Source organism: Novosphingobium sp., assembly GCF_037133355.1.
Lineage (GTDB): Bacteria > Pseudomonadota > Alphaproteobacteria > Sphingomonadales > Sphingomonadaceae > Novosphingobium.
Map to the genome: position 1 here is coordinate 46,703 of NZ_JBAXOI010000021.1, position 13,271 is coordinate 59,973.

General features: G+C 61.6%; 7 protein-coding genes and 1 pseudogene. 5 read left to right on the plus strand and 3 right to left on the minus strand.

The window, feature by feature from the left end; all coding sequences use genetic code 11:
• The first annotated feature begins 71 nt into the window (after positions 1-71).
• Positions 72-1,247 carry an indoleamine 2,3-dioxygenase gene (locus WCL10_RS17780; RefSeq protein WP_336896987.1) on the plus strand — a complete coding sequence of 392 codons (1,176 nt, stop codon included), beginning with the start codon at positions 72-74 and terminating at the stop codon, positions 1,245-1,247.
• 79 nt (positions 1,248-1,326) lie between these two features.
• On the opposite strand, the gene WCL10_RS17785 is transcribed toward WCL10_RS17780, so the two are convergent.
• Positions 1,327-3,642, minus strand: coding sequence for a penicillin acylase family protein (locus tag WCL10_RS17785; RefSeq protein WP_336896988.1), 2,316 nt, complete (start codon positions 3,640-3,642; stop codon positions 1,327-1,329).
• Positions 3,643-4,003: 361 nt separating this feature from the next.
• Between WCL10_RS17785 and WCL10_RS17790 the strand changes: the two genes are divergently transcribed.
• Both WCL10_RS17790 and WCL10_RS17795 read left to right on the plus strand, forming a co-directional pair.
• Positions 4,004-6,676: a TonB-dependent receptor gene (locus WCL10_RS17790; RefSeq protein ID WP_336896989.1), complete on the plus strand. Its 2,673-nt coding sequence runs from the start codon at positions 4,004-4,006 to the stop codon at positions 6,674-6,676.
• Positions 6,677-6,815: 139 nt separating this feature from the next.
• Entirely contained in the window at positions 6,816-7,301 is a 486-nt protein-coding gene (locus tag WCL10_RS17795) for a rhodanese-like domain-containing protein (RefSeq protein WP_336896990.1), read from the plus strand.
• On the opposite strand, the gene tgt is transcribed toward WCL10_RS17795, so the two are convergent.
• Positions 7,298-8,425 (minus strand): tRNA guanosine(34) transglycosylase Tgt, encoded by a 1,128-nt coding sequence (gene tgt / locus WCL10_RS17800; RefSeq protein ID WP_336896991.1) that lies wholly within the window; start codon positions 8,423-8,425, stop codon positions 7,298-7,300. The two genes, WCL10_RS17795 and tgt, sit on opposite strands and share 4 nt — an antisense overlap.
• Positions 8,426-8,500: 75 nt before the next feature.
• On the opposite strand from tgt, the gene WCL10_RS17805 reads away from it, so the two are divergent.
• Both WCL10_RS17805 and WCL10_RS17810 read left to right on the plus strand, forming a co-directional pair.
• Complete coding sequence (locus WCL10_RS17805; RefSeq protein ID WP_336896992.1) at positions 8,501-9,271, plus strand: TSUP family transporter; 771 nt, start codon at positions 8,501-8,503, stop codon at positions 9,269-9,271.
• A 529-nt stretch (positions 9,272-9,800) separates the two neighbouring features.
• Positions 9,801-12,629 (plus strand): calcium-binding protein, encoded by a 2,829-nt coding sequence (locus tag WCL10_RS17810; protein ID WP_336896993.1) that lies wholly within the window; start codon positions 9,801-9,803, stop codon positions 12,627-12,629.
• A gap of 28 nt (positions 12,630-12,657) precedes the next feature.
• Here the strand turns inward: WCL10_RS17810 and WCL10_RS17815 are convergent.
• Positions 12,658-12,783, minus strand: a pseudogene (locus WCL10_RS17815) (S-adenosylmethionine:tRNA ribosyltransferase-isomerase); the annotation flags it as partial.
• Between the last annotated feature and the right edge of the window lie 488 nt (positions 12,784-13,271).

The window sequence follows — 13,271 nt, forward strand, 5'->3', positions numbered from 1 at the left end:
GCGCGTCAATACGCAACCTCTTGCGATGCAAATCCGCATATCATTGCGCCAAATTCATCACGGAGAGCGCCATGCCCATTGCCCCCCTCGCGAGCTACGACATCACCCCCGCGCGCGGCTTTCTCTGCGCCTACGATGCAAGCGCCGTGACGCTCGGCGGCGCGCTTGCCGAGGCTGGCGCCACCGCGTTGCGCCTGCCAGAAATCCTCCCCACCGGCAAAGTGCGCGAGGTGCTGGAGACCAGCCTCCCCGCCATCGCGCCGGAAGAGATCGCCGCGCTGGGCGAGCCTGCCGCGCGGATGGCGATGGTCCATTATTCGTTCCTGGTGCAGGCCTATGTCTGGGGCGCACCGGACGCGCCCGCCATGCTTCCCGCCGTCCTCGCCGTGCCGATGGTGGCGCTGGCCAATCGGCTCGATCAGCAACCGCTGCTTCAATACAGTGGCTATGTGCTGGACAACTGGGGCCTGATCGATCCCGCTGCCCCCGTCCATCTCGACAATATCTACATGATCCAGAAGTTCGCAGCCGGCACCGACGAGGCCTGGTTCGTGCTGATCCACGTCGCCATCGAAGCGCAGGCCGGCGGCGCGCTCGCGCTCTTCGCGCCGCTGATCGCTGCCGCCGAAGCTGGCGACGCAGGAGCCGCGCGCGGCCAGCTCGATCAGATGGTCGGCATCTGGGCCGGTATCAACGCGATCTTCGACCGCATGCCCGAACAGTGCGATCCCTATATCTATTTCCGCCGCGTGCGCCCCTATATCCACGGCTGGAAGGACAACCCCGCACTGGGCGCCGGCCTCGTCTACGAAGGCGTGGAGCGCCTCGGCGGCCGCCCCCAGGCTTATCGCGGCCAGACCGGTTCGCAGTCCTCGATCGTCCCCTCGATGGACGCGCTGCTCGGCGTCGGCCACGCCGCCGATCCGCTGAAAGCCTATCTCGACGAGCTTCACATCTACCGCCCCACCGGCCACCGCCGCTTTATCGAGGACGTGCGCGCCGCGTCCACCTTGCGCGGCTTCGTCAGCCGCACCGGCCACAAAGGCCTCACCGATGCCTATAATGCTGCGGTCCAGGCCGTTGCCGATTTCCGCAGCCGCCACCTCGAATATGCCGCCAGCTACATCAACAAGCAGGGCAGCAAGTCGGCCGGCAACAACCCCGATGTCGGCACCGGCGGCACCCCCTTCATGAAGTACCTCAAGAAGCACCGCAACGAGACGGCCGCGATGCTGCTGCCCGCCTGAGCCCACCCCTCCCCATTTTCCCCTGACCTTGTCGAAGGGGCAAATGGGAAGGTGGCCCGCCGAAGGCAGGTCGGAGGGGTTAGTTCCCGGGCGTCACCGCAATGATCCGCTCCGCCTCCTGCAGCACCCGCGCCCGGCTCCACACAAACGGAACATAGCCCCCGCCCGCCCAACGCGCGAACAAGTCGCGGTAATGCGGGCTCGCGGGGTCACCCGATTGCCCCGGCGTGTTGATCGCCACGCTGTTGTCCCACGCGCCGACGTCCATCACGACGCGCACGGAAGGCCCGGAAACCAGCGCAAAGTCTGCTCCCCAGCTCGCCGCATTGGGTGTCGAGCTGCCGCCACCGATTGGCAGAGGCCCCACCCGGCGATCCGCCTCGCGCCCCGCAATCGGCAGCGCCGGTCGGAAATCGGCGGTGTGAAGGCGGCCCCAGCGCCAGTCCGCCGCATCGGGCCCCATGAGCCGCGCGGCTTCTGCCCACGCAAGGCCGAGCGAATCGAGCAGGATAGCGCGGCGAACCGCTCCCGGGTCCTTGCCGAGCAAAGCGCCGCTCTCCAGCGTCTGAACCACACCGAGCAGCGCGGCCTGGCCGAATCCAAGCCAAGCAGGCTCAGGCACGATCGCCTTGACCGCGCTCACCGGCAAATAGCGCCGCGCCCAGATCTCGTAGAGCGTCGCCGCCGCGCTGCCTGCGCCGAGTTCGCCGTTCCAGCCCCGCAGCAACGCCAGCGCGCCCTTCTCGGCGTCATTGCGCCCCTCGATCCCATCAAGCAGCCTCACCACCCGCCGCGCAATCGGTGAAGTCACATCGTTCTGCAGCGCCATCGATTCCGCGATGCCGAACCTGGGTTTGGCCGAGATCACTTCCGATATCCGATCCATCCGGCTTGGATTGGACCATTCGAGGCCCAGAAGATGCGGATAGCCCTGCGGCACGTTGTACTGGTTTGCCGTTGCGAACCACCCCTCGACCGGGTCCTTGATCGCTGGCATCAGTGCCCCGTCAAGCAGCCCGTTCCAGCCATAGGCCTTGCCCGCCGGCACCGGCAGCAGCCCATCGCCGGCCGCGCGCTTTGGCACGAAACCGGCGGCGGCCCAGCCGATCGTGCCCCCCTTGTCGGCATAGAGCAGATTGAGCGGCGGCGCGCCCCAATGGCGCTGCGCCACGCGGAAATCGTCCCAGCTCTTCGCGGTAAAGGCCCAGGCCGCGTTGAAATAGGCCGAGGCGCCGGGTTGGTTCCAAGTCGCCCGCAAGGCAAAGCTGCGCCCGCTCGCCGCATCTTCATGGATGATCGGCCCATCCGCGCTGAACTTCAGGACGACGGTGCGCGGCGCTTCGCCTTTCACCTCGATGGTCTCGCTCACCTCGGTCAGTCCGGCGCCCTTGGGGTTCACCACAAGGTCCTGCTGGTCGATGGCAAAAATCGTCAGCGCCCAGGCGGCATCCTCGTTGTGCCCCAGGCTCATCCCCGGCAGCGCAGGCTCGCCCGCGCCCGCAATCTTCAGCTCGGGCGTGTCGATATGTGATAGATAGCGCAAGTTGGGCACGCTGTGCGCGCGGTGGGGATCGTTGGCCATGATCGCGCGGCCCGTGGTGCTGCGCGAGGGCGCGATGACCCAGTTGTTCGAGCCTTCCTGCACCTCGAGATCGCGCGGCACCATGGCCAGCACCTTGCCGTCAAAGCGCACGTCGCCCGTGCCCAGCAGATATTCCGCCAGCACGTCCTGGGGAATGCTGCACGGATCGAGTCCCTTGGGCACCGTTACCTTATGTGCCGGCTCCAGCGGACTGCGCAGCGGTTCGTACTTCACATCGCCCCCGCACAGCGCCCGCGCACGGTCGACCTCACTGGCGAGATTGCTGGCGAGCGCATTGGAGCGGATGCGCACGACATCGTCCGCCGTCCAGCGCTCCGGGCGACTCCCCGTCGCGGAAAACTCTATAGGCAGGGGCTGTTTGCCAGCCTCAACCTCACCAACGAAGGCATTGATCCCGGCGACAAAGGCCTCGGTCCAGCCCTTGGCCGCCGCCGGATAGGCTGCCCACTCCTTGCCCATGTCGCCGCGATAGAGCAGCATTCGCGAGGCCCGATCCTGCGCCACATATGCCGGGCCGAAACTCGCCGAAAGCCGCCCCAGCCCGCGCTTGCGCCACAAGTCGATCTGCCACAGCCGGTCGCGCGCCACCGCATAGCCCTGGAGGAAAAACCCGTCGCGCGCGCTCGCGGCATAGATATGCGGAATGCCCGCCCGGTCGATCACGATCTCGCCGGGCGCTGAGAGGCCGGGCACGCTGCGCGCCTCGCGCGCTACCGAAGGCGGCACTTCCTCGGCGGCTGCGGCCGATGTCGTCGCCAGCAGCCCCGCCAAAACGATCCCAACTCGCCGCATCAAACCATGCCCCCCCCGCAAGCCCTTGTTCCGGCCCAAGGGTGCGGCGCTTGCGCGCCTTTGGCAATCGCCTTCCTGCAATCGGTACACAGCGCAAAGCTTCCATCCTCACCTGGCGGTGCGCCCCGTCCCTGCACGCCCGCGCGCCGAATCCGGGACCAGCGCCGCTTGCGCTTCACCCCGCATGATCCGGAGCCAAGGCCGGAGCGAGCCAATGATCACCGTCAATCCACCAAAATCAATCATTTATGACGTATCAACGATTGTTATTGATTGGTATTGATCATAGCAGTTTGTTTGTGATACTAACCTCTCGGTCCGGGGGCACATCCGGATCACCGAGGATGGTTGGAGGAAATCAATGGGGAAGCCTAATTCGCGCGTCGGTCTGACAGTGGCCGCAATCATGCTGGCCAGCACAAGCACGGCCGCGCTTGCCGCACCGGCCGCGCCCGATGCCGCCGGTGAGACGGCCGCACAAGCCGACACCGCCGCCGAGGCACCTGACAACCGCGAAATCATCGTCACCGGCGTGTTCGGCTCGCGCGCGATTGAAAACGCCCCGATCTCGATCAACGTCGTCTCTAGCCAGCAGCTGGCGCAGCACGCGTCCGTCTCGGCGGCTGACCTGCTCCGGAACGTCCCCGGCGTCTTCGTGAACTCCTCGCTCGGCGAAATCCGCAACGTCGTCTTCTCGCGTGGCATCTCGGCCAACTCGCTCGATGGCGCGAGCGGCTACTACTATGTCTCGCTGCAGGAAGACGGCCTGCCGGTGGAACTGGCCACGGCCAACAACTTCGGCCCCGACTATTTCCTGCGCCCCGATCTCAACCTTGCCCGCGTGGAAGGTCTGCGCGGCGGTACGGCGGCGATCACCGGGCCCAACGCGCCGGGCGGCATTTTCAACTACATTTCCCGCACCGGGAAAAGCAATCCGGGCGTGGAAGTCCAGCTCAAGGGCGGATTGCAGGGCGATCTCGCCAACCCCTATTATCGCGGCGACGTCTATCTGGGCGGCAAGCTTAACGAAAACGGGCTCTACTATTCGATCGGCGGCTTCTACCGTTGGGATCGCGGCGCGCGCGATCCGGGCTATGCCATGAACAAGGGCGGCCAGATCCACGGCAACATCCTCTATGACTATGCCGCCGGCTCGCTGCTGTTCACCGCCAAGTATCTCGATGACCACAACGCGTGGAACGAGTTCACGCCCGCGATCGGTGCCACGCGCATCGCGCCGGGCTTCAGCAAGACTTCGTCCGTCCTCCCGCCCGCCGATGGCGCGCACTGCTTCCCCGGCGCCGGTGGCACCAACGAATGCTGGGACCCCACCAAGCTGGTCCATTCGCGTAGCGCGGCGTTCGGCCTCAAGTGGAACCACGAACTGGGCGATGGCTGGAAGTTCGAGAACAACGGCCGTTACACCAGCTCCAAGGCAGACTGGAACACCGGCGCGCTGATCTCGGCGAGCCCGATGACCGACGTGGTGACCTCGTTCATCAACACCAACGCCTTCCTGCCCGCGGGCACGATCAACTACTTTTTCAAGAACAACGGCAAGCTGGCCACCAGCAACGCTGTGATTCCCACCCCGTTCGGGTTCAGCGTGCAGGCGATCACACAGAACAACCTGCCCAACCAGAACCTGCTGGCCGGCGGCATCTTCACCCAGGTCGCCTTCGTGCAGCACTACAAGTCGGAAAACTTCGTCGATCAGGCGACGCTGACCAAGGACTGGGGCAACCACCACCTCGCACTCGGCGGCTATATCGCGCTGTCGAAGCTGCGCCTGCGCCAGGGCGGCGGCGGCATCGGCTTCTCGACGCTGGCACCCCAGCCCGAGATGCTGACCGCAACTTTCACTGACACTGCCGGCAAGGTCTTCCAGCTCACCGATCCGACCGGCTTCCAGGCGCTCGGCACCGTGGGCGGCAACGACTATCGCGGCACCCAGAAGCAATACTCGGTGTTCTTCGGCGACACCTGGCAGATCACGCCGCAGCTCACGCTCGATGCCGGCGGGCGCTGGGAGAGCATCAACTACGATGTGTTCAACCAGACCTACGCGGCAGGCTTCAGCCCGACCGGCGCGGACGGCGATGCGCTGACGCTCTATGACAACAACGTCCCCTCGGTCGGCCCGCTCTACAACACCAAGCGCAGCTACCGGATGTTCAACTACTCGTTCTCGCTCGCGTACGAGTTCTCGAACAATTTCAACGCCTATGTTCGCTTTACCAACGGCAAGAAGGCGCCGGACTTCGGCGGCATCGTCGCGATCAACACCCCGGCGCAGATCGCCACGGTGTTCCCCAAGCCGCAGAAGATCCAGCAGATCGAACTGGGCCTGAAGTATTCGCAGGGCGGGATCAACCTGCAGATCTTCCCGTTCTACTCGAAGCTCTCGAACGTCACCACGCCGCAGACCTTCACCTACACGGCGGGTGCACAGACGGGCCAGTTCTACTCGCCGCCGCCGGTAGCCGGAGAGATCGAGACCTACGGCGTCGAAATGGCGCTGTCGGCACGGATCACTTCGACCCTGTCGACCCGCATCAACCTCACCCTGCAAAGCCCCAAGTCGCGCTACTTCGGTTCGTGGGCTCAGGGCCCCAAGGGTGACGGCACCGATGACGCGCTCACGCTGATCGCGCCGGGCGATGCCGACAACAACCCCAAGATCATCGCGCGCGGTGGTCTGGACTGGACCCCGATCAAGGGCGTCACGCTGTTCGGCGAGGTCAACCACCTCGGCAAGCGCGCGGCCAATCAGGCCAATGCGTTCTACCTGCCGGCCTATACCACGCTCGATCTGGGCGCTTCGTGGGACGTGACCGACCGGTTCAAGCTGCAGTTCAACATGGTCAACGTCACAAACGCGCTCGGCGTGATGTCGTGGTCGCGGTCGGACAGCCTGCTTGCCAGCATCGACCGCCAAGGCCTTGCCAAGGGGGCCTACAATCCCAACGGGCTCTACCCGATCCTCGGCATCCAGCCGCGCGCGGCCTTCCTGAGCGCCAACTACAAGTTCTGATCACTGGCGCCAGCCAGGTCCGGACCAAGACGAGATGGCGGGGCGCAAGCTCCGCCATTCTTGTTTTCATGGCGCAGTCGTTCAGCGTGGGTCCAGCCGCGCGCGATATCCTTGCAGTCCGCTGCCAAGGGAGAGCGCGATGATTCTGCTGTTGGCTGCAGCCGCCGCTGCGGCGATGCCCGTCCCCGCCACGGAGCGGCAGATCGACTACGCTGCCTTCGAGCGCCTCACCCATGCCGTGCGCTCGCAGCGCGAAAAGCGCCGCGTCAGCCTTGCACGGTTTCAGGCCATGGCGGCGCAGGAAGGCGCGATCATTCTCGACGCGCGCTCCGCCCCCGCTTTCGCGCAGGGCCATATCGCCGGCGCCATCAATCTGCCGCTGACCGATTTCACCGCCGAAGCGCTGGCCGCCGCCCTGCCCGATCGCACCCGGCCGATCCTGATCTACTGCAACAACAATTTCCGCAACGACCGCCCGCCGGTCATGCTCAAGGCCCCGCCGGTTTCGCTCAATATCCAGACCTTCATCAACCTGAAGGCCTATGGCTACGACAATGTCTACGAGTTGGGAGAGATCGTGGATTTCACCGACAGCAAGGTCGGCTGGGTCGCGGCAGCGGGCTAGCGTTTCGCCAGATAGCGCGCGCGAAACGCCGAAGCCCATGCTGCAAACCGCCCCTCGGCAATCGCGCCGCGCATCCCCGCCATCAGCTGCTGGTAGAACGAGAGGTTGTGCTCGGTCAGCAGCATCGGCCCGAGCATTTCGCCAGCCTTGAACAAGTGATGCAGATAGGCCCGGCTGTACTTCGCGCAGACCGGGCAGGAACAATCGGGATCAAGCGGTCCCACGTCCTCAGTATGCTTCGCATTGCGAAGATTGAGCGGCCCGTCCCAGGTGAAGCCCTGCCCGTTCCGCCCTGATCGCGTCGGCAGCACACAGTCGAACATGTCGACCCCGCGCTCCACCGCCCCCACGATGTCATCCGGCTTGCCCACGCCCATCAGATAGCGCGGGCGGTCCTCCGGCAGTTGCCCCGGCGCGAAGTCCAGGGTGGCGAACATCGCCTCTTGCCCTTCGCCCACGGCGAGGCCGCCGATGGCATAGCCGTCGAAGCCGATGTCGCGCAGAAGGCCCGCACTTTCGCCGCGCAACTGCTCATCCAGCCCGCCTTGCTGGATGCCGAACAGCGCGGCGCCTTCCGCATGGCTCCCGCCCGCGTCGAACGCATCGCGGCTGCGCTTTGCCCAGCGCATCGACATTGCCATGCTCTTGGCCATCACATCGCGCGGGGCATCGGCGCGGGGGCATTCATCGAAGGCCATCACGATGTCGCTGCCGAGCAGCCGCTGGATCTCCATCGAGCGCTCCGGGCTCAGCATGTGGCGCGATCCGTCGATGTGGCTGGCGAAAGTCACGCCTTCCTCGGTGATCTTGCGCAGCTCGCTAAGGCTCATGACTTGATAGCCGCCGCTATCGGTCAGGATCGGTTTGTCCCAGCCCATGAACCTGTGCAGCCCGCCCAGCCGCGCCATGCGCTCCGCGCCGGGCCGCAGCATGAGGTGGTAGGTATTGCCAAGGATGATGTCCGCCCCCGTCGCCGCCACGTCCTCCACCTTCATCGCCTTGACCGTGCCCGCCGTTCCAACCGGCATGAACGCCGGCGTGCGGATCGTGCCGCGTTGCATCGCGATCGCGCCGGTGCGCGCGCGGCCGTCGGTGGCGTGGACGGTGAAGGAAAAGCGGGTCATTCGCGGGTTCCGGGGTACGGCTGGCCAAAGCGCCTTGGGGTTGTGCGCCTTACGCACAAACGCCATGGGGCGCAAATGCACGAAGCCTTCGCTCTCGATCCCTGGCTCTACGGCCCGCTTACCGCGCTCGCCGTGCTGACGGGCTGCATCGATGCCATTGCCGGGGGCGGCGGGCTGCTCACCCTGCCCGCGCTGATCTATGCCGGGCTTCCGCCGCATCTCGTGCTCGGCACCAACAAGCTCCAGTCGGCCATGGGCGCCACAGTCGCCACCACGCGCTATCACCGCGCCGGGCTTTTTGCACTGCGGCCCAACCTTCCGGCAACGCTCGCCGCTTTTGGAGGCGCGGCGGCGGGCGCGCTGGTCATCCAGCGCTTTGATACCCATGCCCTGCGCCTGGTTGTCCCCCTGCTCTTGATGGGTGCCGCGCTCTACACGCTGCTTTCGCCGCGCATGGACGACGCGCCGGGCAAGCCCCGCATAACCGAACGCGGCTATCTCCCCGTCGCAGGTGGGATCGGGTTCTACGACGGCTTCTTTGGGCCAGGCACCGGCCAATTCTTCGCCGCAACGCTTGTCGGCTTTCGCGGTCTAGGCCTGACCCGCGCCACCGGCCTCACCAAGCTGCTCAACCTTGCCAGCAATGCCGCCAGCCTGATCGTGTTCGCTGCTGGCGGTCAGGTTCTCTTGCTGCTTGGCCTGCTGATGGGCGCGGGCTCGATGCTCGGCGCTCTCATCGGCACGCGCCTCGCGACCCGCTACGGCGCGCGCATCATCCGTCCGCTGCTCGTTACTGCCAGCCTTGCGCTCACGGGGCGGCTGGTCTGGGGCTGGTTCACAGGCTGAGCGGCAAGGCGCTGGTGGTCAGCAGACGCGGTTGTCCCACACACTCTCACCATCGGCAGCATACGCCAACCTGCTCATATTTGGCTGTACGGCCTGTGCTTGATGACCGGTGCACTTTGGCAAACCCTCGACAGGCCAACCACCGGGCATACCTGTTTGCGCATGGCTCCTGCCCGATGTCTGGGAGAGGCCGGTCATAGATTTCCCACATCCACCCGCGAGCAAGGCATCAAGAGACGGGATACAGCTTCGCACGAAGGTGCAGATAAAAAGAATACGGAAGTATATATACGTAAAAATATTACTTAGTTATGATCAAACCTTAGCTGATAATCAGGCCAAATTTCTGAAGGTATCGCAGGTAGTACACGATCCGCTCGCATGCTCTTCGCGACTCTACTGAGGTCTTCTTCAGGTTATTGTTGCGGCAGTGCAGACCCTGTGCGACACCCCTTGTCGATTTCAGGCCGGGGTTTGTTACCGACCCGGACTTTGAACCAGCGCACGCGAACAGGGGATTTTTTTTCAGATGTCCAAGATTGCCGCAGCTAGAATAGCCCTCAAGGTTGGCTTAGAAGTCCTAGGCGCAACCGCAGACGCGGCGCAACTCGCTTCTGTCTTCGGTTTGGATGGAATTCTTGGCCTCAAACAGGATGACAGCACTGCTGAGATCAATGCAAAACTTGATCAGATCAATGCAAAACTCGATGATGTTGTAAACTATTCCAAAGAAATACTAGGAGATATCGATAAAAATCACTGGTATGACATAAATAGAGACCTGTCCGCTTTCAGATCAGAACTTCAAAATAGCCTGGAATACATGCTATATTACCATTATGCAGATCAACCAAATAAGGAAAAATATTATTTTAATGCGCTTGATAAATCTCATGACACTCTCGTAAACGTTATAAACTACATTAGTAGTGTAGATGTTGACGCAAGTGTAGTAGCCCCCATACTTCTTTCCGCGATTGCTGTAAGGGAAGAAGTAATTTGGGAGTTGGGTGACGGATCTTTTTCATATGATTACAAGAACGAACTCGACAGGGCAAAGGCGGCACTTGAAAAATTAATACCCTATCTCGATAAAATCTGCTTTGAAAGCATTACAATAAAAAGCGACTCTTTTGTTAAATTTGATTCATTAGGATTTTATACAACTGTTTGGATGACATCTCCAGATTTTCCGTCTGAATATCAAGCCGTAAAATATTATAGTTCATATGGAAAACCTGGAATTACTATCAATCTTGACGACGCAATTTCAAAATTTAATACGAACCATGACAAAACTGAGTTCATAAACTTGTTTAAATCAAATCTTGCAGAACCATATGCTACGAATTTTACCAATGAATTGAACAACTGCTTTACGCATTTTGATCACTCGGTAGCATTTCCCGGATACGATGCCGCCAGTGCGAATCTGTTAACTTTGACCTCGGGCGAGCATTTGGCCGGGGACAATGGCAACACGGACCCGATCGACGACGTGCTTACGGCCACGTCAGCTGATCAAATCTGGGATGACAACCTCAACAATTACGTGGTTCCCGCTGGAGCCCAATACGCCATCGTCGATGGCTATCGCGGCAACGACATTTTGACGGGCAACGAGGCGACCAACCTGCTGCGCGGCGGCGAAGGCGACGACAAGCTTTATGCCAATGGTGGCGACGACATCGTGCTCGGCGGCAAAGGCAATGACCTACTTCAAGGCGGTTTCGGCAACGACCGACTGGATGGCGGCGAGGGCAACGATACAGCCAGTTTCGAGGACATCGGCTGGGGCGCTAATGTCTCCTTGGAAAAACTCGGGCCGCAGGACACGTATGCGGGAACCGATACGCTTCTTAACATCGAGAATCTCATAGGCAGCCCGAACAACGATACTCTCATAGGGTCAAACACAGACAATGTGCTGTCCGGAGGCGATGGCGATGATACACTGAAAGGCCTCGCAGGCAATGACACGCTTGATGGCGGCTACGGCGTCAACACACTGGAAGGTGGCCTTGGCGATGACACTTACTTTGATAAGTACTATTTCCGTAGTCATTATGAAATTGACAACCCTATTGAAAATGCAGACAGCGGGACTGATACCGTTCTGACAAATATAGATGGTTACGTTCTGGGTAGCAATATTGAAAATCTCACGATGCTTGGTGCCGATTATGTCGACCTTACCATGGACATCAGCGGCACCGGAAACGAACTGGACAACGTGATCACCGGCAACACTGGCAACAACCATTTGTCGGGAATGGCCGGCAACGACACCCTGGTTGGCGGTGATGGCAATGATACGCTCGATGGCGGCGCGGGTGCGGATAAGATGACCGGTGGTGCGGGCGACGATACCTACTTGGTCGATAGCGCCAGCGACACCACTGTGGAGCTTGCAGCAGGCGGCACAGATACCGTTATGGCCGCTACATCGTACGCGCTTGGTGACCGTGTCGAGGTTCTGACTTTGACCGGGTCCGACAATCTGGACGGCACCGGCAACGCTCTTGGCAACACGATCAACGGGAACGCGGGTAACAACAAGTTGGTCGGCCGGTCTGGCAACGACACCCTGTATGGCGGCGATGGCAATGACAAGCTGGACGGTGGCTCGGGTTCCGACCAGTTGTTCGGCGGGTCCGGCAACGACACCTACAACGTCAATGCCAGCGGGGACCAAGTTTACGAGACAGCCTCAGCTTCCGATACGACCGATCTTGGCGGAACGGACACAGTTGTCAGCTCGGTCATGTTCACGTTGGGCCAGTTTGTCGAAAACCTGACCCTGAGCGGCAAGGCCGACATCAAGGGCACCGGCAATGATCTGGTAAACACGATCATCGGCAACAGGGGTGCAAACACCCTCCTCGGCTTGGCCGGAAACGACACGCTTAGGGGCGGCGCAGGCGACGACCTGGTCAAAGGCGGCGCTGGGAACGACAGTCTCAAGGGCGAGGCAGGCAACGACATGCTCTATGGCGGCGAGGGCAAGGACACCCTGATCGGCGGAACCGGCAAGGACTTCTTCATCTTTGACACCACCCCGACCAGCCGGGATACGATCACCGATTTCAGCAATTCGGATGGCGACAAGATCCAGCTGAGTAAGGCCGTATTCACCGGATTTACCTACACTGGAGCTTTGCATGAGGACGACTTCTATGCGGCGGCAGGGGCCACCAAAGCGCACGATTCCACTGACCGGCTGATCTACAACACAACCACGGGCATCTTGTACTATGATCCCGATGGTAAGGGCGGCACCGCCGCTGTCCAGATCGCCCTGCTGGCTAAATCGGCCCATCCCGACCTTGTTTATGGGTACTTTGACATCATCGCGTAGGGCTGTCCCGGGGGAAGGGGCTTCCGGCTCATTCCCCCGGCAGCAACAAACTCGAATCGCCGTAGCTGTAGAAGCGGTACTCATTGGCAATCGCATGGGCGTAGGCCGCCCGCATCCGCTCCAGGCCCATCAGCGCGCTGACCAGCATCATCAGATCTAACCATATCGGTTGTAAAATTGATTAATTTCAACACAAATTTCTGATTCTAAGCCACAATTTTTGATACCAACCACCCATCGCCCATCGGTGACGTATTACGAACACTGGCGTTTCCAAAGTCGGGCACGATTTCGCCAGCCACGCCCCCGCCCTCGCCAGCCAACCACCGCCCATTCCCGGCGATGGGCCGGTTTCCGGGGGCGAAAAAATGAGAAAGAAAGTCCACGACCACCCCTTAAGTTGGTTCGGTCTAACGAAAGAGATAGTCCGGGCAGGATCAATCCGCCGAATGTCACCTCGGTGTCGCAACGTCATGAAACTGACGTCACCTCGCGGAAAAGAAGGATGGTAAATCAGCCAAGGACCAAGCATGCCCAATTATCTAGCACGCGGTACAATCGCCCTGCTTTCACAGGTCGGAACCCCCTTGACCTGCCCCCCGAAAGATCCCTCGATCTGATGTAGAGTCTGCCCATTGGAAG

What these genes read in the sequence shown, in the direction of transcription:
- WCL10_RS17805 (WP_336896992.1), top strand. Translation starts at nt 8,501, where the DNA reads ATGCACGAAGCCTTCGCTCTCGATCCCTGGCTCTACGGCCCGCTTACC.
- tgt (WP_336896991.1), bottom strand. Translation starts at nt 8,425, where the DNA reads ATGACCCGCTTTTCCTTCACCGTCCACGCCACCGACGGCCGCGCGCGC.
- WCL10_RS17785 (WP_336896988.1), bottom strand. Translation starts at nt 3,642, where the DNA reads ATGCGGCGAGTTGGGATCGTTTTGGCGGGGCTGCTGGCGACGACATCG.
- WCL10_RS17780 (WP_336896987.1), top strand. Translation starts at nt 72, where the DNA reads ATGCCCATTGCCCCCCTCGCGAGCTACGACATCACCCCCGCGCGCGGC.
- WCL10_RS17790 (WP_336896989.1), top strand. Translation starts at nt 4,004, where the DNA reads ATGGGGAAGCCTAATTCGCGCGTCGGTCTGACAGTGGCCGCAATCATG.
- WCL10_RS17795 (WP_336896990.1), top strand. Translation starts at nt 6,816, where the DNA reads ATGATTCTGCTGTTGGCTGCAGCCGCCGCTGCGGCGATGCCCGTCCCC.
- WCL10_RS17810 (WP_336896993.1), top strand. Translation starts at nt 9,801, where the DNA reads ATGTCCAAGATTGCCGCAGCTAGAATAGCCCTCAAGGTTGGCTTAGAA.